Genomic DNA, 24,128 nt, shown 5'->3' with positions numbered 1-24,128 from the left:
CAGGAGAGCAAGAGCCAGTCCTTGCGGGCACGCAATCGATGACTTGCAATTGGACACGTGCGGATCGCCGACCTCACGGTTGGCGAGTGTTCAAACTCCGCTAGCCCTGCTCCGCGCGCCGACCGGTGCACCTAGTGGGAACCGGTGCCACAGACTGTCCTGGTCGAGCCATGAGCGAGCGCGCAATCGTGACCAAATCGGCGCGCAAGGGCGAATACCCCGGCGATCGATAGACGATTGCGTGATAAAGGAAGTCGAATTTGAAGGCATTCATGCGATACCTTTTTCGAGGATTGTAGCTGAATGACCTATCTGTTGGTCGCGCACAAGACACGGCATGGCGGCGATAAGGCTCTTGGTATATTCAGACTGTGGATTACGAAATATCTCTTCAGTGGCGCCGCTATCGACGATTCTGCCCCGGCGCATAACTATGACGCGATCGCTGATATGACGAACAACACTGAGATCATGCGAGATGAAGAGATAACTTACGCCGAGGTGGTCCTTCAGATAGCCGAGCAGGTCCAAGACCTGGGCCTGGATCGAGACGTCGAGCGCCGAAACCGGTTCATCGCAGACGATTACGGCAGGATCTGGTGCGATCGCGCGGGCGATCGCAACGCGCTGGCGCTGACCGCCCGAGAGCTCGAGCGGTCGTCGGTCCAGCAAGGCCTGGGATAGTCCGACCATATCGAGCAGCTCGATAACGCGCTCCTGCCGCTTGCGCCGTGTCCCAACTTCGCTCGAAAGGCTATCGGATATGATGCGTCCGACCGTCCAACGCGGATCAAACGAGCCAAGAGGATCCTGGTAAATGATCGATATCGACCGCCGCCGGGCCCGCCGTTCGCGTTCGGCGAGCGTGGTCCAAGGCCGGCCTGCAAACTGAACGGCTCCCTCGTCAGGCTCCTCGAGCGCCAGGACCATGCGCGCCATCGTTGACTTTCCTGATCCGGACTCACCCACGATGCCCAAAGTCTCGCCGGATCGCAGTTCGAAGGAGACGCCGTCCACAGCCGCCCGTAAAGTGCCATCCGGGCCCTTGAAACGCTTCACCAGACTTGTCGCTTCGAGCAGGATGGGACGAGATTTCGGCAGCGATTGCACGGGTGGCTGCGTTTGCCGGTGAGGCGAACGCACAATAGTCGATGGTGAGAGGCACGAGCCGCGCGGCCGGCCTGATGGCACGGCGTCCAGCAGCTGACGAGTATAGGGGTGTCGCGGATCTTTGAATATCTGGGCGGCGGTGCCGCGTTCGACGACCTCGCCTCCTCGCATGACGAGGATTTCATCCGCCACGCGGGAGACCACTGCCAGATCGTGACTGATCAGGATCAGAGCCTTGCCCCTCGTTTTGGTCTCCTCGAGCAGTGCCAGCACATGAGCTTGCGCCGTCACGTCGAGAGCGGTAGTCGGCTCGTCGGCGATAAGGATGCGTGGATCGAGCGCAAGTGCTGCAGCGATGAGAGCCCGTTGACGCTGGCCGCCGGATAATTGATGCGGCAGCTGCTGGGCCTTGATCTCGGGCTCAGGGACGCCGACGAGCTTAAGGAGAGCAATGACGCGCTGTGCGAGCTCCTCGCGTGATGACACCGCACCATGGAGGAGCAAGCCTTCACCAATCTCTTTGCCGATCCGGCGAAGCGGGTCAAGCGAGACGAGTGCATCCTGTAATACAAAGCCAATCTCGTTGCCGCGGATGCGCCGCCAGGCACGATCGTTAAGGCCGATCAGGTCCGTCCCGTCGAAGCTCAGCTGGCGTGCATGGACATCGGCGTGGCGACCAGCGAGGCCTATGAGAGCCCGTGCAGTCACGCTCTTGCCTGAGCCGGATTCACCGACGATCGCAAGGCACCGTCCCGGTCGGAGGGAGAAGGACATGCTGCGCACAACCGCTTTCTCGGCGATGTCGCGCCCGAACGAAACACGCAGCGAATCGACCGTGAGGAGGTCTGCCTGCTGCGAGACAGGCTTGGGACGAACCTGCAACATTCACCTTTTTCCTTCCAGACGGTCCTGTAGATGGCGCCCGACGATGGTGACGCTGAGGGCAAACGCCGTCACTGCCAGACCGGGTATGATCTCCAGCCACCAGGCGTAGATCACATAATTGCGCCCGGCATTGAGCAGCGCGCCCCATTCAGGGGCCGGGGGAGCGACGCCAAGACCCAGAAAGGCAAGACCGGAGGCCCAGATAATCGCCTGACCCACGCCGATCGTCATCATTGCTGTCAGCGGGTTCAAGGCGTTGGGAAGAATATGCCTCCAGACGATACGGGGAAATGGATGGCCCAGCACCTTGGCGGCCTCCACATACCCTGTCCCTTTGATGGAAAGGATCTGGCCCCTGATCATGCGCGCATACCCTGGCGCTGTGCCGATTCCGACAGCTATGACTTCAGTCGATACCGACGGCCCAAAAACGGTCACGAACACAAGGGCGAGCAAGAGCGTGGGAATTGCGAAGAGCACGTCGACAATCCGGCTGAGGATGCTGTCGAGTACGCCACCAGAAAGTGCGGCGGCGGCGCCAAAAACGATCGCAATGGACATGCTCAGTGCCGTCGCGCCAAGTCCGATGGCCAGGGATTGGCCTGCCCCCTCGACTACTCGAGAGTAAAGATCTCGGCCCAATTGATCTGTCCCCAACCAATGGGCGATCGACGGAGACTGCAATGACGATCTCAAATCAATAGCGAGCGGATCGTGCGTCTGCAGCACCTTTGGCGCCATAGCCGCGAGGGCAAAGAGGCCAATGATGATGAGACAGACGGCAACTCGGAAGGGAACATGGCGGACGATTGCCAGGACTTCTTTGAGCGGCCGAGACACGGTGACTTCGGCGAACATGCTCATGTCAACTTGATCCTCGGATCGACCACCCGGTAAGTCAGATCGACAATCACGCTGGCAACAACGAATAGGCCCGCAGAGATCAAAACAGCTCCCGAGACAATCGGAACATCTCGCGAGGACGTTGCAGCGACAAGGACTCCACCTAGGCCTTGGCGAGCGAAAACCACCTCGATCAAAATCGCGCCCGAAAGAAGTTTGCCGAGCGCCCAACCTGATAAAGTAATGCCGGGCAATGCGGCGTGGCGGAGGACATGGCGAAGCCTGACGCCGAAATCACTCATACCTCGGGCGCGCGCGGACGCAACGAACGGCTGCTCGAGCACGCGCGTGAACTCGTTCTGAACGACTTGTCCGAAAAAGCCCGACAGTTCAAGAGCCAACGCAAGTGTCGGCAGAACGAGCCCGATCGGCGAATTTCCACCGATGACCGGAAAAATGCGCAGCTTTACCGCAAAGACAACCAGCAGAATTGTGGCTAGCCAGTAAGGCGGCACGGTTGCCAAAAAGACTTGCGTGTCATTGAGCAGCTTCGACCATATGTTGTCTCTGCCGGCGATGAACAAGGTTGTTAGGATTGCGATAATCCATGCGATCAGCAGCGCGGCGATCGCCAGAATAATCGTGGGGCCAATCTGTTCCGCGATGATCCCTGCGACGGGCCGATGCTGCTGGTACGATTCGCCAAGGTCTCCATGCAGGATTTGCAATATGTACTTGCCGTACTGAACCGCGAGCGGTTGATCAAAGCCGTATTTCGCATTGATCGCTGCAAGCTCTGCCGACGACGCCGGCCCGACGTTGCCACTCGTCACATTGATGATGATCTGGGCGCGATCGCCAGGCAGCACACACTGAACTACGAACGCAAACGTTGCGGCAGCCCACACCACGACCACGCCGGACAGTATCCGGCGCGCGAACCAAACAATGGGATGATGGGCTAGTATCTTCACGGCGTCATTTCTTGTCGTCAAAATGAGCGTCATAGAAGACAGGTTCGCCAACTGACCCGCGGTCGAGCCAAACGTCTTTCAGGTTCGGCTTGGTCGCCAACGTTACGTCTAGCACCGTGAGGCCAATCACAGGAGCGTCATCCACGATCTTCCGTTCCGCCTGCTGATAGAGGACGGTACGTTCAACGCTATTGAAATCCTGCTCCGCTTTTTGAATGACGTCCCAAAGCGTCAGATCCTGGTAGCGTGAGGGATTGAAGCGATTGGACTCGCCATCCTGATCGGGCTTCCACGAGATCCGGAATATCTCAGCGCCGGGGGCAACCCAATAGAGGAGAACGACCTCATAATCATCGGGTCCGAGGTTTTTTCCGGCGAAGAAATCAGCCGGATTGGTGGGTTGAAGACGTACGTCAAAACCGGCCGCCCTTGCCTGCTGCTGGATAACTTGCAAGGCTTGTTCGCCATCTGGCTTCAGAAAAGCGTTCGAATAGGAAATGCGCACGATGAGCGGATTGCCATTCTTGACACGAACGCCGTTAGGATCACGCTCAGTCCAACCCGCCTGATCAAGCAGCTGATTGGCTTTTCGAATATCGTACGCATAGGACTGCCCGAGCTCACGCAGGTATTCCGGCGAGCTCTGACTTAGCGCACCGTTGCCTTCAAATGGCAAAGAGCCAAGGAAGGATGTGTCGACCGCGGCCTTTCGGTCAGTAGAATAGGCAAAGGCCTTGCGGACGAGCACGTCGTCAAATGGGGACCGGGCCGTATACAACGCAAGGCGCAGAGGGGTGCCGCCGGTAAGGTGCCGCAATACTGGAAAGCGGGAATTCGCGTCCTTCCATGCGATAGCCGGGATATCGTATATGGCATCGGTCTCCCCCGTGATCAGCGAGCCGTATCGGACAGTCTGATCTGGCAGAAACTTCCAGCTGATCCCGTCAACGTAAGCCGGTCCTTGATGTTTCGCGGTGGCCGGCGCCGAATTGTAGTCGGGATTGCGGCGGAAGGTGACTTCCCGCCCATGGCGCCACTTGTCGACAATGAATGGACCTGAGCCGACAGGGTTCTCGCAATTCACCGCAAGTCCACGTTTGAGCGCGGATGGCGAGAGAATGCCTTGTGAGGATTGGGCGAACACGTTCAGCAAGGGTTGGAATGGCACCTTCAAGGTTACCTGCAATCTCAGAGGAGCGATTGCCCTTGCCGCTTCGAAGCTATCGCTAAGATAAGGAGCGGCAGTCGGATTGCGAAGATCGGGGTCGTTGCTGAGCCATCCGTTGATATTGTCAGCGATGGCCTGCGCATCGAGAGGAGTCCCATCCGTGAACTTCACGTTCGGCTTTATCTCGAATGTGTATACCTTTTTGTCATCCGAGATTGTCCATGACTCGGCCAGCCAGGGCTCAATCTTGCCATTCTCGCTGCGGGCAACCAGATTATCGCTGTACTGGCGCTGCAGATACCATTGCTGCACCCATCCTCCGAACAGGCACGCCGGCTCTTGAAAATGCCCGTAACGAATAACGCCTCCTCGTTTGATGTTGCCGGCCGACGCCTCTTGGGCATGGCCGATGGGCGCGAACTGTGACAGGCTTTGGAGCACGAACAGGCTAGCCGCCACTTTTCTTCCGCGATGGTTCGACTGGCGGGTGAAACGCCTCGATGATTGCGAATTCGATACAGACATGTCCAAGCTCCAGGGCAATGAATGCAGCGTCAGACCGCTGACGTACTCGCCGTGCTTGCCGGTTCGATGTGGAGGGGAATCCCCAAATGCTCGCGCAATGTCTCTCCCCGATATTCTGTGCGAAACAGACCGCGCTTCTGGAGGAGGGGCACGACATGATCGACAAAGGCCGCAGTGCCGTCGGCCAGCACGTCCGGAATGATGTTGAAACCATCGACCGCGCCAGCGCGGAACCAGGCCTCAATCGAATCAGCGATCTGCTCGGGCGCGCCGACGAGCAAGCGGTGGCCAAAAGCTTGAACGCTGCTGATGATCTCGCGAACCGTCCGGCCTTGACGCGCCAGAGTTTCGATCGTGCGATGGTGACCGACAGAAAACGGAACGTTATCTGCATCGGGCAAAATCTCCTCGGGAATGGGCTCATCGAGACTGAGCTTCTCGACCGCCACGCCCATGCTTCGTGCAAGAGCGGCGATGGCGCGCTCCAGATCGAGCAACTCGTCAAGTTGCTCTTTGCGACGAGCCGCCTCCTCTTCGGTTCCGCCGATGCAGGTGACGAGACCTGGGAGGATGAGCGGAGCCGCAGGGCGGCCGAATTGCCGAGAGAGAGCACGTAGGCGCTCGGCCTCCTGCAGCGCCGTTGTCAAGTCCCCGGCTGCCGCAAACACGACATCTGCACTGCGGGCACCAAGCCGTAATCCGGGATCCGAACCGCCCGCTTGAACGATGACTGGATGACCTTGAGGCGAAGCGGGATGCGTAAGTGGACCTCGGATACCAAAACTATTCGTATCAGGATCGAGTAGCCGGAATTGGCTCTGATCTGCGTAAAGTCCCGCAGCCTGATCGGCGATAATGATCTCTCCGTCCCAGCTCAGCCAGAGAGCACGGACGGTTTCAACGAAGTCCTCGGCGCGTTTGTAGCGCTCTGCGCGTCCGAGCTGATGACCGCCAAAGTTCGCTACCGTCGCCGGGCTCGACGTCGTGACTGCGTTCCAGGCGACGCGGCCACCGCTGATGACATCGAGCGATTGGAAACGCCGGGCCAGATTGTATGGCTCATTGTAGGTTGTCGACGCGGTGGCGATCAGTCCGATCCGCTCCGTCTCGCGGGCGATCACAGTGAGAGCCAGTGTAGGCTCGAGCCCATTAAGCGGCGGCTGGCGCGTGATGTCGGAATTTATCGCGGGGGTATCGGCGAGGAATACGGCATCCAGCAGGCCGTGCTCCGCAAGCTTCGCAGCCCGGACGTAGTGCTCGATATCAAAAAACGCGCTTGGATTCGTACCCGGCCAGCGCCACGCGGCGGAGTGACCGCCAGCGCCATGAAGATTTAAGCCGATATGGAGCATAGGGTTGACCGAAGACATCACACGCCCGAATGCAGCGGCCTCTTAGCCGCTCGATACGTCGTGACAATCCGACCTTCGCCAGCGGTCTCGGCGAGCACCCTGCCCTTTCTCGAAGGTCCGCCCTGAATGCCCGCGAACAGCCATGTCGAGGGGGCTAACAACAAGCCACTCATTGGTGTGAGAGGGATATCACCAAAGACGCCCTGGCTATCTCTTGGCACTTTCTCGCAGCGGTCGAGACGCAGAAGACCTTCGACCACGACGCATGCCCAATGGCGCCCAGGTGCGTCCAACTCGAGTCCAACGCTGAGCTGTTTCAAAACGGGTGCGTTCATATTGGCTCTGCACAGCTCATCAAGATGCCCCGCCACTTTCTCTGGAAGGCGTTTTGGACGCCTCTTCGCGATCACAAACGCCTTGACTCCGCCGCCGACGCGAGCGCGCGTCACGAAAGGATGTGTAGAGGTTGAAAGCAGCCAAACGCAATAGTTGAGTATTCCAATCTACTCTCCTCAATTGGCATCCTCTTCTCTCGCGATGTCTCTATCCTCTTCGTTCAGGAGGCTGGAGATCGGGCTCACGGATGACAACCGATGCCTACGATCGCACCGGCTTCAATTTGCAGGACGGGCTAGAAAACCGAGCGACATTGATGCGTTGGAGAACACATCAGACATTCGGCGCGACAACGTTGGTCAGCAACTTAGCTGCCGACTTTGGCAAATAAACGCAGCCGGCAAGCTTGCGCTCGGAAACTATCTAATAATGCGATGAAACACTCGAAATTCGCGATGCTCGTTGTAAGACAAGGCCTGGCTGATTGGAAAAGGGCTCGGCCAGCATTTGCGACGCGACTATGTAGGTCGCAGCACGGAGCAGCTGCCCGGATCTCTGCGTGCACGTCAAGAAGTGCCAACTTCGAGGAGGTGGTGACGAGACTTCATAGTCAGGAACGGAAGCGGTAGTGATATTTGCCGGGCGCCGCGGCGCCAGCGATACACCGATGAAAACCCGAAAGCGTGACCTGCCTCGCAATACGGTCAGTGGATTGGTCTGCGCCTGCAAACGAGCACCGCTGGGCACGACGCATGTAGCCGCGGGCACCCAAATGTCCGCGATCGTCCCCCCGAGCCGCCTGAAACGGATTGCTGATGCGGTCCCAGGATCGAATGCTTGGCGCAAGCCGAACCTCGCCTCTTCAACAGAGCAACTTGGCAAGAGCCATCGAGCCCGGCATCTGGCGCGTGTCGAGACGTAACGAGAATGCTTGTGGCGGCCATGGCGCCAACCGGCGATCAACGTGTAGAAAGCGAGCCGACAGGGCAGACTCCCCCTTCGGTAGCGGATTGTCGAACTCGTGCATTGTTGGCGATGAGGTACGAGCTTCGTCTAGCGCATTTTGGCAAATAGCCGATGCTGGATTTTGCAATCCCCCGAGCAGCAAGGCAATCCGCGGCGCACCGAACTCCCTCTCTAGCAATTACCTGCTCCGGCATCTGAAAGGAGCAGACAGAATGACGGCATACTCAATGGTGTTACAAGACTTACGCGCAGACAATCCTGGCCGGCCGGATATTGGAGATAACCACGACCGCAGGATGCATTGTCCGATGCTCTTATGCCCCCGGACAAATTCGCCGATCGAAGGATGCAGCGCGCTCGAAGAAGGCACTAGCCCCGACCTAGTTCATTGTCACGTCAGGTTTTGGAAAGCTAATGTTCGTAGCGATGGAACTAGAGAGCGATGTCAACGGACGGGATCATGGACCGACTCACCAATATCAACCCAGCCGATAAAAATTTCGCTGCATCCGATGCCACCGTGCAACAGCCGCAACAGCAGCAAGCGGAATTTGAGCAGCATCTGGGAGAGGCGCGACAGGTCGGCCCGATATATCCCCATAGGGACCTCTATGATGTCACTGAGGAAGACGATCGCCTCATCCAAGCAGCATCCGGCGCCGCGCTCGAGCGCGGGCCACCGCCGGGTCCTACCAGCGTCAGTATTTATGATCGTCGACTTCGCAAATTGGCCGAAGAGCTGAAGCAGTCGGGCAAATCAATGGCTGACCTCGATAACGACACGTTGCTGGGTTACGCCAAGAAGCTGCTGCCAAACGACAAAATCATCGCCCCAGCATTGCTAATGGTCGAAAGATACCGCGAGCCCAATGCGGCCCCTCGGCCCGCCCCAACACACTACCGCCCTTCCAAGGAAGATGACCGCCTGATCAGGGAGGCGGCGGGCGCAGGGTTTGGTCGAGAAATGGACGCGAAAACCATCGGAAATTATTCGAGCTCTCTTCGGAAGCTCGCGGCAGCGCTCCGACCGTTGTCCATTGCCAAGCTCAGTGATGATGCACTGCTCGGCCATGCCAACACTTTGTTTCCGAATGACAAGAAAGTCATCTTCGCCCTGAATAGGCTACGTGAATATCGTAAGATCGTCGGACACATCAATTCTCTTGAAGAAGGAGACAACTCACGCGATCCAATAATTCAGCCGGCCGCCGGTTCGCTGGCACGGGTTTTCGATGAGCAGCCATTGTACGCCGCTGCGGACCGGGATTGGGCATTGCCGGCTGGCGGTTTCGATGCTCCGCAGTGGCAAGGGGGGGTGTTAGCCGCTCATTCTCCGACACAAAGTGTGGCCCAGGATGTGCTTTTCGACGCGGCGGAGGGCAACCTTCCAGCTCACAACTTCGAAGCTCCAGTTCTTTGGCAGGGAATGCGTTCATCCGCTCTCTCGCCCGTCCAAAATTTCGCTCAAGAAGAGCTTTTCGATGCCGCGGATGGCGAGGGCCTGCCGCCAGTCACAACCTTCGGTGCACCGGCGCTTTGGACGGCGGCGAGTTCAAGCGCGCACTCGCCGATGCCACGTCTCACCCAGGAAGAGCTCTTCGATGCCGCTGACCGGGAAGGTCCGCGGCCGGCGATGACCTTCGATGCACCGGTGCTGGGGCAGCCAATGAGTTCAGCAGTTCGCTTACCTGTACAAAGTGTAGTGCAGGAAGACTCTTTGAATGCTGCGGGACCGGACGATTGCGTGCCTGCTGACCGTTTTGATGCCCAGGAGTTTTGGTGGTCCATGTGGTCAGCCTCCCCCCCGCCCATTCCAAGTGTCGGTCGGGAAGAGCTTTTCGATGCCGCAATTTGGCATCCCAGCCCTCAGCCGCAGAATCCCGCGCCACTTGAAAATTCTCGACGGATGACGAGCGAAGCCGGTGCGGCCCCGGCCGTGCTTGAGCAGGCCCCTCCCACTGCCACCGATAGCTTCGATGCTTCTTTGACAGTTCCCGAGGACTTCTCCCACGGCACCCAGCCCGCGCCGGACATGATGCGTTCCAAACTGGGCCGCTGGGGTCTGTTGCCGGATGCAGCACAGCGGGTGAAGAGCTACGACATTCGCGGCGAACGCTATACGGCCGTGTTAGGCCCGGAAGGACCGAATGACATTCAGCTTATCCACCTTCGCTCTCCCGCTGTGGGCGATACATTTGACGTGTCGTTCGCAGTTCCCACGGAGTTTTCCCATCGTACCCAGGCGGCTCCTGACATGCTGCTTTCGACCCTGGGTAAGTGGGACTTCTTGCCTGATGCGGAACAGCGGATCATGAACTACGAGATTGGCGGTGAACGCTACACGGCCGTGTTGGGACCGGAAGGACCTAATGACGTCCAGCTCATTTATCACCCTCGCCTCACTTTGCCAGGTGACGCTCCACCTATGAGGCCAGCGGCTGCTTCAGCTATCCCCGGCACTCTTGCACCAGGATTTGATCCGCCCGCGTCATTCGGATTGCGCGAGAGCGCTCATATGGGGCTGGCGCAGAACCCTTCGTTGCCGTCTGCGCCAATAGCTGCGGGTCATCAGCAACCCCCGCAGCTGCCTGAACTCGGAGAGCTGTTCGGCGACGACTGGAGGCACGGCCCACAAGAGGCATCGCCTATCGTGATCGACATGCTTCAAAATCTTAATCTCCTGCCGAACGAGCATGTCCCGATGACCGGTTTCCTGATCTACGGCCAGTTGTACACGGCCGAAAGCCTACCCGGAGGCCGCGTTCTTCTGTTCCATCGGCCACAATTTGGCTAACCTCGGGCACGCCGTGATAAAGCTCCGCAAGCGAACACGAGGCATGCCGGATGTTTCGTTCTCCTGAACCAGCGGAGCGACGGCCGGGCTCCGAATACAACGCCAGGACGGCCTCTCGAGCGTGATCTCAACAGCAATGCGCGCTGATCACCTCCTTTGCAGCAGCTCGCCAGCCCTCGCTTCAGGCAACGAAGCCGGTGCGCGTGCTCACATGCAGCTTGGGCGAGCATCGCGCCGCATCATATGAGCATAGCTGCGCCGAGCGATCTTCCCGTTGAGTATCGACGGCTCCTCGTCAGCACCTTGAGGCGAACTGACGCAAGGTCTTACAGCTCGTCCCTCGATGGAAGACGGCCAGAGACTATCTGGCCGTCGTGTCACGATCAAAGCTATCGTGCCACGGCTGGTGAAGCCGTCCACCAGCAATAAGCTACCCAGCCCATCCCCAGCCCTGTGCCGTACTTGTTTGCTTACCAGATGAACTTTGCGCCATCAGGTAGTTCGCAGATGAATTCGCCCTGGTTCACGAGTTCGGTGGTCCCGACGACAAGCTTGGAGGCCCGCACGGTAAGCTTGCCTTCGCGGCTGAGGCTGTGGCGAATGTATTCGGTCACGGCATGTCCAGAGCTATCCACCGTTTGGTGCGCATTGGCAAAGCTGATGCCGTTCTGGGCGGTCACCCTGAAGGCATTGATGACCAGACCGGCTTGCGTCGCAGGCCCGGACTTGCCGCCCTCGGCGGTAGTACAGCGGTTCATATCCAATATGAGTTTCACGCTCTTGCCCGTCTGCAGGGCATTGAGCACCTCGGCGTATTTCGGCGAGGTCTCATCGGCTCTGGCCACCGTGCTCACGGTTATCCCAGAAAGCACGGACAACACGATCAACAGAGCTCTGCCAGTTAAGTTCATATGCTCTTCTCCCTCCATAGGAACTACAGGTCGCGTAAGCGAAACGTCACAAGATGCGGTTGTCGCAAGCCGCTTGCCGGATCACAGACATCAAGCGTCGTCGCACTTCGAACAAGACAATCGGTTGCAATCAGACGCAAGTGGTTGTGACGGCTATTCGGACGTCACAACATCGTAGGTCAGGTTTGCTGAAGTCGCCTCCTCGCGAGCGTCATCGTGCGAAATGATTCATCGATCGGAGCCATTAGAAACCACAAACGGCGCCGGTATCTGCCGCCTGAACGACTAGGTCCGGACTTAGGCTGGCACGAACCTCGCGCCGCGGTAACAAGTCCGTGCAGTCAAGGCAGCTGAGCTTAACTCCTCGAAACACTGTTAAATGGCGCAATGCAGCGCCAACTTGCGGCTTTGAGTCCGGCTGCGCGCGCCTCAGTATATCCGCCAATCCTCATCTAAAACAAACAGCCTCATTTTCGCTCCCGTCAGCTTCTCGAAAGCTGCCTTTGCAAAGAAATGGTCACCAACAACTACTTTGCGAGGGGAAACGGATGAACATCGATCGACGGAATGCCGTATGCGCGGTAAGACAACAGCATCTCCATTCGTGTCGTTGGTCGAAGACCCCTCAAAACTCACCGTTTCGCGTGACCACTGGGCGAGAGCGATTGCTAACAATGCGAACACGCTGCACACCTACGCCGTACCGAATTCCGCGGTCTGGACGCCCGACGACGTACTGAGCAGTATTGGCCTTGGAATGAATGTGGAGGATCAGGACAACATCGATGCGGATGTGGATTTGATGTGCTCGCTGGGCAGAACGCCCACCCGTGAGACCGAGCGCTTGTTCCTGGGCGGCAATTTGGAGACCTACCGAACCGCCAGCGAAACAAATCCCTACAAGCGGGGGACTGGAGAGTAATGATTAGACAACTGGCGACCGCGCCATTCTCGAAGGTTCCTTGATGTTCACCAAGACAACCACCTAAGGAACACTCGTCCCAGCGGCGCCGCCTCACGATAATGGCTTCGTGATTAATGTTCCGATCAACCCATCCCTTGACCTGCGCAAGGGACGAAGGCGCGCGCACATCCCCCAGAGGTACCCGACGCTCTGGAGGACACACTCGCACCATCATTCGCTCTTCCACCGCTCGTCGCACAATGGCCTATTCGCTACTTGGATGCGTTCCATCAAAACAATCGATTTTGCCGATCTTGCCTAAAGGCCGCATAGTCGATCGTGATCTATGGAGGCAGCATTCAAGAATGTCGTGTGGCAATCGATTCTTTTTTCAGTCCCTTGCCGGTCAAATCGGCTTGCGCGCTCGGGCGTCTGCATCACAGAAGTTAGCTCCCGCGCCTCACATAGAAGCATCACGCGGCTCGCCACCGTCTCCTTGCTAAATTGGCACGTATGAGGTCGGTCGGACCACCGTGACCGTCACGCCTTAAGGCCTAGCAAAGACGACTGCCTTCCACACTGTCATCGGCTTTGACTCAAAGCTACGCCTTAATTGGACCGACGAAATGCTCATGACTGGCGAGAGGGACGAGCGTTACGCGCAGGTCGATAGTCTGGTCCGGACTGTGTCGTCATCGCTTCAGAATGCTTGCGAGTTCGAGAGCACTGCTACAACCAGCAGTCAAAGGCACTTGAATCTCACCTAGCGTCAGATTGTAGGATTTCCGACAGTCCCGCGACACAGAACCCGCTCGCGTGAACTCTTCCTGACAGGTAGCAAGAATTGCGAACGTCTCAAAAGCACAATGCTCCGCCGCTCCGCCCCGTCACGCTGCTGGACTGCTCCTCTCCAGGGCCAGCGTCCATCGCCTATGTGCAGATCGGAGGACGTAGCGCCGATCCCCTCGCAAGTGAATCAAGATGCGGCGCGCGAGCAGAACGCTGGCGGTCGCTATCTCGCCCTTGCCGGGCACACGCCAACTCCAAATTCGAGAACCGATCATTCTGGCGCCGTGCACCCCGTGAGACGAAATGGTGCTGGTTTAGCCACCTGGATCTATGCGCGATGGCAGCACTGTGCAGCTCGATTCGGCCATCGTTCGCAGCTTTCGCTGGGCTGCGGCGTACGAGGGGAGCTCGGGCGCGACGGAGCTTCAGGACGGTCGACACCTTGCGTGCGAACAATTGGGTAGCGGGAGGGTGTTCTTCAAGCCGAGAGGGGCATTGATCGTTTTCTGTCGTGCATCTCGGCCTGTGAAGCCACTGGCCAGATGCCTCGCGTGAAGTGTCTTCGAATGCGGAAAGACTTGCATTGTCGTGACTTCACGACACGACGGGCTCAACAGCCCAGCAAGACTGCCCGCGGACGAAGACGAATTGGGGAAGTTTCCAAATGTCGGTTTCGCTCATCTGTTCGGTCACAAAGCCGATCGTCTCCCGTGCTTTGGCTTCGATTGCGCGGCTTGGCGCTTTTCGCACCGCAGGCGTCGGCTCAGTGCATTCAAGAACGGCTGTGATCGGCCTACAGACGCGTCAGCGGGCTGCCGCGGCCTTCAGCCTTTTAAACAAAATCAGATCCCTTGCTGGCATGAGGGACATGTTGAGCGGCGCCGACGCCGTAAGCAGGCCGCAGCGATCTGTAGTCCATCCGATGACAATGGACCCGCAGATATTGATCGCCTGTCAACATGTTCCGCCCTCTCGTTTGGGGCTGTTCCAATTCACACCAATGCAACCGCCTCTCAATTTCATCGAGCCCCATGGTCAATCGTGACGCGCTCAGGTCTTGGCGTGGATGGACGAGAGGCGATGAAATGCGAATTCTCCTGGTTGATGATCATGCGGACTTTGCCCGCGACGTGAAGGAAGCGCTCTTAAGTTGCGGCTTCGCCGTCGACGTGACACGCACGCTGGATGAGGCGGCGGCCGCGCTCGATTGCGCGAACTACCACATGGTCCTGCTCGAATCGGCTTTGCCCGATGGAGACGGATTGGACTGGCTGAAGCAGTTGCGGCGCGAGGGACGGTCAATGCCGGCCATGATGATGAGCAGTCTCAATGATCTTAGCCGGCGGATTGCGATTTTCAATGCAGGCGCGGATGATTTTCTGCCCAAGCCCGTGTCTATCGACGAACTCATTGCTCGCATGCGAGCTATTCTGCGACGGTCAACGCAAATGACGGCGCCGGTGGTGACATTCGGGAATCTGCATTTCGATCCTATCGCGAGACAAGTCTCGGTCGGTGGTCGAATACTGAGAATTGCGCGTCGCGAAGTGTGCATTCTTGAACATCTGCTCAACCGCGCGGGCCGTACCGTGCCGCGCGCATCGCTCGAAGATAGCTTGTATGCATTTGACGACGAGGTCTCGACCAATGCGCTGGAAGTCGGGATTTATCGCTTACGCACGCATTTGAGCCAGGCGGGTGCAACGCTCAGGATCAAGACCGCGCGCGGTGTCGGTTACACCCTTGAACTCATTGGCGCAGCATCGGCTGCCTAGCCGATCGAACTTGAAAGCAACTCTCCCTTGAACGTCATTAACAATGCCGCCGGCGCTGATGAGCCGTGGATGGTCGCCAGCGGCTCGCACTATGCCGCTTTTCCCCGCCTCTGCTACGTCCTGTGCGCACTCGCTCTGCTATTTCCGCTTGCTGTCACAGCTCAGACAAAGCGGGATGGCAAAGGAGAACCGCCACGTGCGGCGCCTGGCAGCACCACCGGCACGCTCAACCTTACCTCCTCACAGGGCAAGACAGTTCATCTGACCGGACCGGCTGCGAGCATTTTTATTGCCGACCCGGCGATTGCGGATTATCAGGCGCCGTCGAACACCACGATTTTCGTGTTTGGCAAAAAGTCCGGACGGACGAGCCTGTTCGCCCTGAATGACAACGGAGAGGCCCTCGCCGAGCTGCGTGTTGTCGTCACCCAACCGATCGAGGATCTGCGGGCCGCGCTGAAGGCTGAGGTCGGCGACTATCCGATTCAGGTCAGCTATACCCCGCGCGGCGCGATCCTTAGCGGTACGGCGCCCAATGCCGATGTCGTCGAGACCGCCAGGAAAGTCACTGAGCAGTTTCTTGGCGCGGGCGCGCTGGTTGTCAACAAGATCCAGGTCGCCGGCTCATTGCAGGTGAATCTCAGCGTACGGGTGGCAGAAGTCTCCCGCAGCGCGGTCAAGGATCTCAACATCAACTTCACGGCCTCGAGCCCAAACGGCGCTTTCCTTGTGACCGGCAAAGGGGGCGGGTCCGGCGCGGCCGGCGGCGGCGGCACGATCGGGATTGGGTTTAGCGCCGGCAATACCAACCTGAGCGCTGTTCTCGACGCTCTCGCGAGCGAGCACCTCGCCTCAATCCTGGCTGAGCCGAATCTAACGGCGATGTCCGGCGAAGCCGCAAGCTTTCTCGCCGGAGGCGAATTCCCCATTCCGGTGATGCAGGACAACCGGCAGGTTTCGGTCCAATTTCGTCAGTTCGGCGTGAGCCTCGAGTTCGTTCCGACGGTTCTCAACAATAATCAGATCAATGTCCGTGTGAAGCCCGAAGTCAGCGAACTGTCGAGCGAAGGCGAGGTCAAAATCAATGGCATGGCGGTCCCTGCCCTCTCGACTCGGCGGGCGAGCACCGTGGTCGAGCTCGCCAGCGGTCAGAGCTTTGCAATCGGCGGCCTCATCAGACGCAACTTCAACACTGATATAGGCGAGTTTCCCTGGCTTGGCGATGTGCCGATCCTGGGCGCGCTTTTTCGCTCCTCATCGTTTCAAAAACGTGAAACCGAGCTGGTCATTATTGTCACGCCCTACATCGTGCGGCCGGGACCGAATCCCAACCGGATGAGTGCGCCGAGCGACCGCATCTCACCGCCCTCAGACGCGGGGCGGATTTTGACGAACACGGTGGCCCGGCCGCCGCGAGAGCGCGATGCGCCTCGCGCCAGCGCACCAGGATTGACCGGCAGCGCCGGCTTTATTATCGAATGAGGATCGCCAAATGACTTTGCGACATCTGTGCTATCCGATCGTTATTGGAGCAACATTGGGCGGCTGCGCAAATACTGCTTCGATCCAGCCCGCGCCGGCTGACCAAGAGATCCAGGTCGAGCAGAAGAGTAGCGTGCTGTTCCTGCAGAGCCTTCGTGGCCCCGAACGGCATCGGCTGCGAAGCTTTATTGCAGCGACCAGTCGCGGCCGGCGGGATGCCCTCCATGTGGGTGTCATCGGCCCACCCAGACTCATTGCACAGGTGGCCCACGAGGTTCGCGCCATGGGCGTTGCCACCTACAACATCCGTCTGTCTGCTTCTCGTGTGGATTTGCCGGCTCGTTCCGGGGTGAGGATCGAAGCGATCACTTTCGAAGCCCATCCTCCGGTCTGCCCCTCGCTCTCCATCGTTGCTCCTACAGTGAACGACAATTCGTTCAATCCAACCCTTGGCTGCTCAGTCCGGAATAACCTTGCGGTCATGGTCAATGAACCTGGCGACTTGTTAGGAAATGGCGCTGTCATGCCGACCAGTGGTGATCGTGCAGTGCTTCCCATCACCGCTCGAGGGGCCACGTCGGCGGGCAACAGGAGCAATTTGGAGGATGAAACGCATAACAGGGTTGCGCCAGAAACCCAATAAGCGGCTCGTAAGACCCGAGCAGCATGACGCCGGTTGGCATTCTTGTCCATATCAGTCTTGGAATCGGCCGACGAGCCTGGAATCCAATCTTTGGTCGGTCCTTTTCTTGGGATCGTGCAGCTTGCAGACCAGGTTCTGGGACAGTTGGATCGTTGACCAGAGATTTGAGCGCATCGCTGTTTTGCGCGACGCTAAACTAGGCCGGCGGCAAAGACTGCCTTTGCAACCCTCTCGAAACACTCCATCGGAACGGCCTTGCCCATCGCACCTTTTTGGATCAGCTGGCGCGCCAAGACATGATCCTCGACAATGCTCAGACGTTGGGCGCGCGCCTGCGCTAGTAACTGTGAAGCCGTTTCGCCCTCACCGCGGCACACCAGTACCGGGACGCCGGTCTCGCCCCGAACGTAGCGCAGCCCAATCAATGTCGCTCGCCCCGTCAGTATCACTGTCGCCCGATGGATGCCGAGCGGAGACTCGTTCGCCGACTCCCGGCGGAGCCGCCGGTGTTCACCCTTGATCTGCGGATTACCGTCCTGTTCCTTGGACTCGCGCTTGGCTTCGCTCTGCGTCATGCGCATGTCGCGCAAGAACAACCAACGCTGAATGAGCAGATCGGCCAAGCCGCCAATCAGAAGAGCGCCGGCAGCAATCGCGATCAGCACCTTGAGCTCTTTAAAGACAAAACCAAAGCAGCTCAAATCGCAAACGGGCAAGTATACCAGTGCCCTCCAACTTGCGAGCACAGTGAAAACGAACGTAGCGCCAAGAAGCAAAACTTTGACGATAGACTTTCCAAGCTCGACAACCGACCGCTGGGAGAAAATCCGCTTCAGCCCTTTGACGGGATCCAATTTCTCAAAGCTGGGTTTAAGCGGCTCACCTGAAATCGTCAGCCCGCCGCCGGCCAAGACACCGGCCAGAATCGCCGCAACCACCGCCGCACCTAGGATGGGAGCCGCGGCCGTTATAGAAAGGTCCATCAATTCGACCAACGCCTGCCGAGCCGCACTGTTGAAGGGCTGTTCCTGCAGCTTGTCGATGAGCCGCACGGCTTCGCGCCATCCGTCTTCGATCGAGCCCGCCCTGAAGCACAGGCAACCGAAACCAGCGCAAAGGCTTGCCGCGGTCACAAAGTCGGCGCTGCGCGGGCTCTGCCCTTTCTTACGCGCGTCTCGCAGCTTCTTGTGACTTGGTGGAAGGTTTTTCTCTTCGCTCGTGTCGTTCATTTCAAGAACTTCCCGAGCCACTCCAGCACGCCGTTGAACTGAATGATCTCTGCTCCCATATATTCGATCAGGAAGACGGCGTAGCTGACCATAATGATGCCAAAGGCGGCATTCTTGATGGTCGGAGAGAGATCGTTCAGCTTGATTTGCGGCGCAAAGCGCCCGAGCAGCATGAGGGATACGTCGATCAGAAGCAGCAGAGCCAGCACGGGCCCGGCGACCACGAGGGCCGTATGCATGATATGGTCGAGAAGCCCGATAAACTCCATTGCCCCTTGGTGGGTCAGGGGCGGTAGCAGCCGATACACGGGCCAGATCAGATAACTTCCATAGAGGCATCTGACCATGGTCTGCAGACCTCCTGATACAACGAAGATCGTAACCGCGGCAGTCCCGAGAAAGAGCCCCATCGGGGCGGCTTGACTGCGTGTCGCAGGATCGTCCACCTGGCTCGAGATCCCGCGCTGGGTATCAATGATGTCACCAACGGCCTGGATGCTCCAAAGTGGTATACTAAGCAGAAAACCGAACAGCAGGCCGATAAATATCTCCTTCAAACCGAGGAGCGAGACCGCAATCAAACGGGTGCCCGGATCTAGTGTCTGCAAGCCGTTCCTGATCTGCATCAAGCAAGGCAATCCAATCACAACCGTCGCGCTTGCGCGGATAATCCCGCTAATGTGCGGTCGCGTGAATACCGGAAGAACCAGCATAATGCCGAGGGCCCGGGCCGCGCCAAGTCCGGCCGCAACGACGAACTCGACAGGAGTCTGAATCAGAGTTTGCGTCTCGGCGGGTGACAAGGCATCCATTTGAGCTCAGCTCGTCGTTCCTTCAGCGATGCAACCGTCGCACTCGCGTCGCCATGATGTGAGACGTCAAGAACTCTGCAGATCTCGTGTTCCAGCGGTTGCAGAGCGACAGGCAGATGACTTCGGCTTCAACCATCCATATGACCACAGCCATCCAGCGCAGAGGTATGACCATTCGATGAGAGCACCGGCGAATCGTGCCGCTGCGCGGCCTACAAGCCAAGCTTCTTCCGCTCTCACCGGCCGCAGCGCGGTTTGGCGATCTGAGGGCCTCGAAGCTTCCATCAATTTCGCAGTCTATGGAGATCGGTCTCGAGCGCACCTTCATTCGCAGGCTCATTCACCAGAACGCCAGAATCGTGGGGCCGCTTGCAATCAAAGCGGCTCGCCCGTTCACTGCGTCGACAACTCGCCAGGCAATGCATCGAGGACCAGGTCTCAGCAGGTGATTCCATCACGTCGCGAGCAAAACCTAAATCGAATGGATAGAACTTCCAAATGGGGTCATTCTCCCTCCGAATACGGCAGGCTCACGGAGCCGAACAGGACAGTTCGGATATCTATCCGTCTCATGCTAGTGAGGCGAGCTTTCGATAAGCTGACGAACTCGCCTTTTGTGGCTCACAATGAAGGCCGACAAACGCGCGCTATAGCTAAAACTTAGACAGCCTTGCGTTCCGCGCACTAATATCTCGCTGTGAGCGCGGGGAACTCAGTGAAGATATGCTGCGCTTGCTCGATCAGCGGCGCGCTCAGCACCGGAGCAAACAGAACGAGCACGGCGACGACGACGAGGAGCTTCACGGTAAGCGGCAAGGTTTGATCCTGGAGCTGGGTTGCTGCCTGCACGATGCCGATACCCAATCCGGCCACGAGGGCTGCCAGGAGCGGCGGTAGAACCCAGATCATGAACAGGACCAGTGATCGGCTCAGGTGGGTGAGGATGCTGGCCTCGTCCATCTCAACTCCCGGGAGATGCGTAGCTTAAGACCAATCCGTGCATGAGCCGTGACCAGCCGTCGATTGTGACGAACAGAAAAAGCTTGAAAGGAACGGATATCATTGTTGGTGACACCATTGACATGCCCATGGCCATCAGAATTGTCGTCACAATCAGGTCGATTGTGATGAACGGAAGATAGAGAAGAAAACCGATTTCAAACGCACGCTTAAGCTCCGAGATCAAAAAGGACGGCACGAGGATCGCAAAATCATCGGCTGTTGCGTTGCCGCGCATCTCCTCCGACCAGATATGCTCCGTCGACGAGAGGAAGAACGTGCGCTGCTCCTCAGTGGTGAACTTTTTGAGATGGGCGCGCAGCGGCTCGCTGCCCTCCTTGGCGGCGGTCAACCAGTCGTCGGCGGTTTGGTAACGAAGTTGCATATCGGTCACGCGGTTGTATGTTTGCTCAAATACCGGGGCGTCTATGAACACGGTAAGGATCAATGCAGCGCCATACAGAACGATGTTCGGTGGTATGGACTGAGTGCCGAGCGCGTTGCGGATCAGGAAGAGAACGACGGAAACCTTGATGAACGCCGTCGTTGTGACGACTGCGAACGTCAACAGGCCAAGGCCGACGGTCGCCGCAACAAGCGCAAGGATGCTCGGTTGAATTTCAACCATTGACCGCCAACCTGCTACGTAACCGGATGCCCAACGCTTCACCGACACGTACGATGTCGCCGCGGCCGATCAATTGGCCGTTGGCGACAATGTCGACCGGACCGTCCAGCTGCCGGCCAAGCTCGAACACGTGCCCCTCGTTGATGCTTCGCAACGTACCCAGCGGGATGGGCCAGCGGCCGCATTCGAACACAAGCGTGATCTCAACACTGTCGATGTCGGCTTCTGAGGGCGGGACTGCTTGCTCCGCTTGGGGGCGAATCGTCATATTTGCATACCTTAGAGGATGGGACTGCAGGCGGAATGGTCCCCGAAGGATAAGTCTGTCGCCCGCGACCTGCGCCGGCGCCCACAACTTGTCCGCAGCGAGGATGAGCTGGCCATGGGCAAATGGAATGACGTCGGGCAGCAGTGCGTCGCCGGGCTGTGCCTGACGAAGAAGGCTGACGGGCGCCCGCAGCGAGCCGATCTCTCTCGCAATCAGGACCGGCAATTCCGAAGAAATCTTGCCTAAATCTCGCGGTAACTGGCCGATCAACTCGCCTAACACACGAAACGCAGACGGAACCAGACCGTCAAGAGGCGCGAACAAGAACAGGCGGGCCTTGGCCGCCACTGGTCCGAAAGTAACGTCGAACTCCAAATAGGGGTCTTTGGCCGTTGCGTCTTCGATGCGGATCAGCTGCAAATTCCGCGCGAGCATGATCTCTAATCGAGCGAGCCAAGCTTCCAGAGCAAGTTCGAGAAGCAGCGAGCGGGTTGGGTCGGAAGGTAAAGTAAGGCCATACTGGACCGTAGAAATCAGCGCCTCGACGAGAACGCGGGGCAAGGACAAGACGGCGGTCTCGCCTCCGGCGCAAAATACGCAGTCGAGCATCGACATGGCATATGGCTCGGCCTGCCAAACAAGCCGGTTTATACGGATCGATACCGGCTTATCGCCAAGGCGGCTCTGCAGAACCGTGCGCGGGGCGGCGACCTCGTTGATCCACGAGACCACGCGATGCGACAACTTTACCGCTGGCTGAAATAGTGCGGGTTCACCCACGGTATTTACCGCAGGTTCCACGGGCGCAGCTCGCGACGTCATAAGAGAACCAGCCATTAGTTCGAGCCACCGACCGCCTGGCTGCGCGAACCACCCTGATATCGGAGCAAAACCTCGTCGCCGGCATCGATTTCGGCTGCACATTCCGAACGGACAGCGGTAGTGCGCTGGACATTGCCCTCAATCTCCTCCCATTTCTGGCTCGCCGCCGAACGCTTGGCCCATATGGTCCGGGCCCCATTCACTGCCCGTTGAGCCTGCTCATGCGCGATGCGCGCCTGCTCACGCGCCTGGCGTGCCGATTCGATCTGTGCTGCCAGTCGCCCAAGGACGAGTTGACAGCGACGATCGAGCTCGGTCACGGACATCGTCTCGAGCGACGCCAGCTCCTGATAAAGTTCAGCTTCGACCTTGGCGCGACGATTCTCCGCGCCTTCAAGATTCTCAGACGCTCGCTGGAGTGCTTCGACCGCAATTCGGCGCCTGGCTTCCATGTTCGACAATTCACGAAGCGCGCTTCGCTCTCTCATGTCTTTCACCAGCCGCAATTTCGACGCTTGCACGAGATTCAGGCCGTCAGACGCGACATCCATGAAACGGTCTCCTCAAAGCTAGACGGCTCGTCCTGTCCCTGGCGCAAGAATGCGCGCAGTTCCTCGATTGAATCGATTGCCCGATCAGTCAGTGGATCGCTGCCCGGCTTGTATTCACCGACCTTGATCAGGAACTCAGCCTCATTGTAGCGCGAGAGCAGATCGCGGAAGACGGATGCCGCCTTGCGATGTGGACCAGAGGCGACCGCATCCATGACACGACTTCGGCTCGACAGCACGTCGATGGCAGGAAAATGCTCTCGCGAGGCCAGCGCGCGCGAAAGAATGATATGACCATCGAGAATGCCGCGCGACTCTTCGGCGATCGGATCGCCCGTGCCGTCACCTTCGACAAGCACGGTATAGAATGCCGTGATCGAGCCCCGCTCGCCCATACCGGCACGCTCCAACAGACCAGGCAGCAGCGCAAAGACGGAAGGAGGAAAGCCGCGCCGGGTAGGAGGTTCTCCTGCGGCAAGGCCGATTTCGCGCATCGCACGGCTAAAGCGCGTCAGCGAATCCATCATCAGAACGACCTGCAGCCCTTGATCACGAAAATACTCGGCGAGTGCGGTCGCCATATGAGCGCATTGCGCCCGCTCCATTGCCGATCGATCGGACGTCTCAACGACAACGATCGTGCGAGCGAGGGCATCTCCAATATGACGTTCGATGAATTCACGCACCTCGCGTCCACGCTCTCCTATGAGCGCAACCACGGTGACATCGGCGGCCGCGCCTTTTACAATTTGCGACATCAGCGTCGACTTACCGCAACCGGCATCTCCATAGATTCCGATCCGCTGACCTTCGCCACACGTCAGAAGTCCATCCAGCACGCGAACGCCGAGCGGAAACGGCTGCTCGATGCCACGCCGCCTCATCGGGTTGGGCGCCTTGCCGCGGAGCGGACACTTGTGGACCGTCTTTATCGGCCCCTTGCCATCGAGTGGACGGCCGAAGCTATCGATCACGCGGCCGAGCAGGTCGGGTCCGACTGACACCTCCTGCATGCGCCCGGTCGGGAGCACTTCCGCGCGGTGGGACAAGCCCACCAGATCGCCAATGGGCGTCAGCAACACCCCGTCCGGCAGCAAACCGATGACTTCCGCTTCAAGTGACCATCCGGAAGCGTGATCCTGCAACAGGCAAAGTTCTCCAACACGGGCCCCTGGCAACACGGCATGGAGCAAGGTGCCGATCGCACGCGTGATCCGTCCCCGCACGGCACGCGTATCGACATCCTTTGCTGCGAATCTTAGAGATGCTATCGCCGCATGCACATCTCCTTCTCCGGCCGCTTGATCATGGCCTGATCGTTGCGTCGTCACGAATCGCTTTCCTGAGAAGATGGATTAAGGC

At 58.5% G+C, this 24,128-nt stretch carries 19 protein-coding genes; 6 read left to right on the top strand and 13 right to left on the bottom strand.

Features of this window, described 5'->3' with window-relative positions:
* Positions 1–270: 270 nt before the first annotated feature.
* Genes CWO91_RS23045 through CWO91_RS23025 form a run of 5 tightly spaced genes read right to left on the bottom strand, consistent with a single transcriptional unit; the run spans position 271 to position 6,875 of the window.
* Complete coding sequence (locus CWO91_RS23045; protein ID WP_130216544.1) at positions 271–1,995, bottom strand: dipeptide ABC transporter ATP-binding protein; 1,725 nt, start codon at positions 1,993–1,995, stop codon at positions 271–273.
* Positions 1,996–2,859, bottom strand: a complete 864-nt coding sequence (locus CWO91_RS23040; RefSeq protein ID WP_130216542.1) for an ABC transporter permease — start codon at positions 2,857–2,859, stop codon at positions 1,996–1,998. It lies immediately after the preceding gene.
* Positions 2,856–3,845, bottom strand: a complete 990-nt coding sequence (locus CWO91_RS23035) for an ABC transporter permease (RefSeq protein ID WP_130216541.1) — start codon at positions 3,843–3,845, stop codon at positions 2,856–2,858. Before CWO91_RS23035 ends, CWO91_RS23040 begins: the two co-directional genes overlap by 4 nt.
* Positions 3,817–5,505 carry an ABC transporter substrate-binding protein gene (locus tag CWO91_RS23030; RefSeq protein WP_245471338.1) on the bottom strand — a complete coding sequence of 563 codons (1,689 nt, stop codon included), beginning with the start codon at positions 5,503–5,505 and terminating at the stop codon, positions 3,817–3,819. Before CWO91_RS23030 ends, CWO91_RS23035 begins: the two co-directional genes overlap by 29 nt.
* A gap of 29 nt (positions 5,506–5,534) precedes the next feature.
* Positions 5,535–6,875 carry an NtaA/DmoA family FMN-dependent monooxygenase gene (locus tag CWO91_RS23025; RefSeq protein WP_130216537.1) on the bottom strand — a complete coding sequence of 447 codons (1,341 nt, stop codon included), beginning with the start codon at positions 6,873–6,875 and terminating at the stop codon, positions 5,535–5,537.
* Between the two features lie 1,744 nt (positions 6,876–8,619).
* Here CWO91_RS23025 and CWO91_RS23020 point away from each other — a divergent pair.
* Positions 8,620–10,953, top strand: coding sequence for a hypothetical protein (locus tag CWO91_RS23020; RefSeq protein WP_130216535.1), 2,334 nt, complete (start codon positions 8,620–8,622; stop codon positions 10,951–10,953).
* A 470-nt stretch (positions 10,954–11,423) separates the two neighbouring features.
* Here the strand turns inward: CWO91_RS23020 and CWO91_RS23015 are convergent, their stop codons facing one another.
* Positions 11,424–11,864, bottom strand: a complete 441-nt coding sequence (locus CWO91_RS23015) for a VirK family protein (protein WP_091882132.1) — start codon at positions 11,862–11,864, stop codon at positions 11,424–11,426.
* A gap of 574 nt (positions 11,865–12,438) precedes the next feature.
* Here CWO91_RS23015 and CWO91_RS23010 point away from each other — a divergent pair.
* The 5 genes from CWO91_RS23010 to CWO91_RS22990 all read left to right on the top strand — a co-directional run bounded on the left by CWO91_RS23010 (position 12,439) and on the right by CWO91_RS22990 (position 17,457).
* A complete protein-coding gene (locus CWO91_RS23010; RefSeq protein WP_245471337.1) occupies positions 12,439–12,786 on the top strand; it encodes a hypothetical protein in 348 nt (115 codons plus the stop codon).
* A gap of 1,435 nt (positions 12,787–14,221) precedes the next feature.
* Entirely contained in the window at positions 14,222–14,602 is a 381-nt protein-coding gene (locus tag CWO91_RS23005; RefSeq protein WP_130216533.1) for a hypothetical protein, read from the top strand.
* A 40-nt stretch (positions 14,603–14,642) separates the two neighbouring features.
* A complete protein-coding gene (locus tag CWO91_RS23000; RefSeq protein WP_091881823.1) occupies positions 14,643–15,332 on the top strand; it encodes a response regulator in 690 nt (229 codons plus the stop codon).
* A gap of 27 nt (positions 15,333–15,359) precedes the next feature.
* Complete coding sequence (locus CWO91_RS22995) at positions 15,360–16,814, top strand: type II and III secretion system protein family protein (protein WP_130216531.1); 1,455 nt, start codon at positions 15,360–15,362, stop codon at positions 16,812–16,814.
* Positions 16,815–16,824: 10 nt separating this feature from the next.
* Positions 16,825–17,457, top strand: a complete 633-nt coding sequence (locus CWO91_RS22990) for a CpaD family pilus assembly lipoprotein (RefSeq protein ID WP_130216529.1) — start codon at positions 16,825–16,827, stop codon at positions 17,455–17,457.
* A gap of 191 nt (positions 17,458–17,648) precedes the next feature.
* Here the strand turns inward: CWO91_RS22990 and CWO91_RS22985 are convergent, their stop codons facing one another.
* From CWO91_RS22985 to sctN, 7 genes are all read right to left on the bottom strand, one after another.
* Positions 17,649–18,686, bottom strand: coding sequence for an EscU/YscU/HrcU family type III secretion system export apparatus switch protein (locus tag CWO91_RS22985; protein WP_130216527.1), 1,038 nt, complete (start codon positions 18,684–18,686; stop codon positions 17,649–17,651).
* Positions 18,683–19,498 carry a type III secretion system export apparatus subunit SctT gene (gene sctT / locus CWO91_RS22980; protein WP_130216525.1) on the bottom strand — a complete coding sequence of 272 codons (816 nt, stop codon included), beginning with the start codon at positions 19,496–19,498 and terminating at the stop codon, positions 18,683–18,685. The genes CWO91_RS22985 and sctT overlap by 4 nt, the downstream gene beginning before the upstream one ends.
* Before the next feature lie 684 nt (positions 19,499–20,182).
* Positions 20,183–20,458 (bottom strand): EscS/YscS/HrcS family type III secretion system export apparatus protein, encoded by a 276-nt coding sequence (locus CWO91_RS22975; RefSeq protein ID WP_025038819.1) that lies wholly within the window; start codon positions 20,456–20,458, stop codon positions 20,183–20,185.
* A gap of 1 nt (position 20,459) precedes the next feature.
* Positions 20,460–21,125, bottom strand: coding sequence for a type III secretion system export apparatus subunit SctR (gene sctR / locus CWO91_RS22970; protein WP_130216523.1), 666 nt, complete (start codon positions 21,123–21,125; stop codon positions 20,460–20,462).
* Complete coding sequence (gene sctQ / locus CWO91_RS22965; RefSeq protein ID WP_165405647.1) at positions 21,118–22,215, bottom strand: type III secretion system cytoplasmic ring protein SctQ; 1,098 nt, start codon at positions 22,213–22,215, stop codon at positions 21,118–21,120. Before sctQ ends, sctR begins: the two co-directional genes overlap by 8 nt.
* Positions 22,216–22,229: 14 nt before the next feature.
* A complete protein-coding gene (locus tag CWO91_RS22960; protein ID WP_130216521.1) occupies positions 22,230–22,766 on the bottom strand; it encodes a hypothetical protein in 537 nt (178 codons plus the stop codon).
* Positions 22,742–24,097, bottom strand: a complete 1,356-nt coding sequence (gene sctN, locus CWO91_RS22955) for a type III secretion system ATPase SctN (RefSeq protein ID WP_130216519.1) — start codon at positions 24,095–24,097, stop codon at positions 22,742–22,744. Before sctN ends, CWO91_RS22960 begins: the two co-directional genes overlap by 25 nt.
* Between the last annotated feature and the right edge of the window lie 31 nt (positions 24,098–24,128).

This window comes from Bradyrhizobium genosp. SA-3 (assembly GCF_004212635.1).
Classification (GTDB): Bacteria; Pseudomonadota; Alphaproteobacteria; order Rhizobiales; family Xanthobacteraceae; genus Bradyrhizobium.
The sequence above is the reverse complement of the archived record's forward strand: the minus strand, read 5'-3'. Positions and strand labels throughout refer to the sequence as shown.

What these genes read in the sequence shown, in the direction of transcription:
- CWO91_RS23010 (WP_245471337.1), top strand. Translation starts at nt 12,439, where the DNA reads ATGCGCGGTAAGACAACAGCATCTCCATTCGTGTCGTTGGTCGAAGAC.
- CWO91_RS23030 (WP_245471338.1), bottom strand. Translation starts at nt 5,505, where the DNA reads ATGTCTGTATCGAATTCGCAATCATCGAGGCGTTTCACCCGCCAGTCG.
- CWO91_RS23045 (WP_130216544.1), bottom strand. Translation starts at nt 1,995, where the DNA reads ATGTTGCAGGTTCGTCCCAAGCCTGTCTCGCAGCAGGCAGACCTCCTC.
- CWO91_RS23035 (WP_130216541.1), bottom strand. Translation starts at nt 3,845, where the DNA reads ATGACGCTCATTTTGACGACAAGAAATGACGCCGTGAAGATACTAGCC.
- CWO91_RS22990 (WP_130216529.1), top strand. Translation starts at nt 16,825, where the DNA reads ATGACTTTGCGACATCTGTGCTATCCGATCGTTATTGGAGCAACATTG.
- CWO91_RS22975 (WP_025038819.1), bottom strand. Translation starts at nt 20,458, where the DNA reads ATGGACGAGGCCAGCATCCTCACCCACCTGAGCCGATCACTGGTCCTG.
- CWO91_RS23040 (WP_130216542.1), bottom strand. Translation starts at nt 2,859, where the DNA reads ATGAGCATGTTCGCCGAAGTCACCGTGTCTCGGCCGCTCAAAGAAGTC.
- sctQ (WP_165405647.1), bottom strand. Translation starts at nt 22,215, where the DNA reads ATGACGTCGCGAGCTGCGCCCGTGGAACCTGCGGTAAATACCGTGGGT.
- CWO91_RS23005 (WP_130216533.1), top strand. Translation starts at nt 14,222, where the DNA reads ATGTCGGTTTCGCTCATCTGTTCGGTCACAAAGCCGATCGTCTCCCGT.
- sctT (WP_130216525.1), bottom strand. Translation starts at nt 19,498, where the DNA reads ATGGATGCCTTGTCACCCGCCGAGACGCAAACTCTGATTCAGACTCCT.
- CWO91_RS23020 (WP_130216535.1), top strand. Translation starts at nt 8,620, where the DNA reads ATGGACCGACTCACCAATATCAACCCAGCCGATAAAAATTTCGCTGCA.
- CWO91_RS23025 (WP_130216537.1), bottom strand. Translation starts at nt 6,875, where the DNA reads ATGTCTTCGGTCAACCCTATGCTCCATATCGGCTTAAATCTTCATGGC.
- CWO91_RS22960 (WP_130216521.1), bottom strand. Translation starts at nt 22,766, where the DNA reads ATGGATGTCGCGTCTGACGGCCTGAATCTCGTGCAAGCGTCGAAATTG.
- sctR (WP_130216523.1), bottom strand. Translation starts at nt 21,125, where the DNA reads ATGGTTGAAATTCAACCGAGCATCCTTGCGCTTGTTGCGGCGACCGTC.
- CWO91_RS23000 (WP_091881823.1), top strand. Translation starts at nt 14,643, where the DNA reads ATGCGAATTCTCCTGGTTGATGATCATGCGGACTTTGCCCGCGACGTG.
- CWO91_RS23015 (WP_091882132.1), bottom strand. Translation starts at nt 11,864, where the DNA reads ATGAACTTAACTGGCAGAGCTCTGTTGATCGTGTTGTCCGTGCTTTCT.
- CWO91_RS22985 (WP_130216527.1), bottom strand. Translation starts at nt 18,686, where the DNA reads ATGAACGACACGAGCGAAGAGAAAAACCTTCCACCAAGTCACAAGAAG.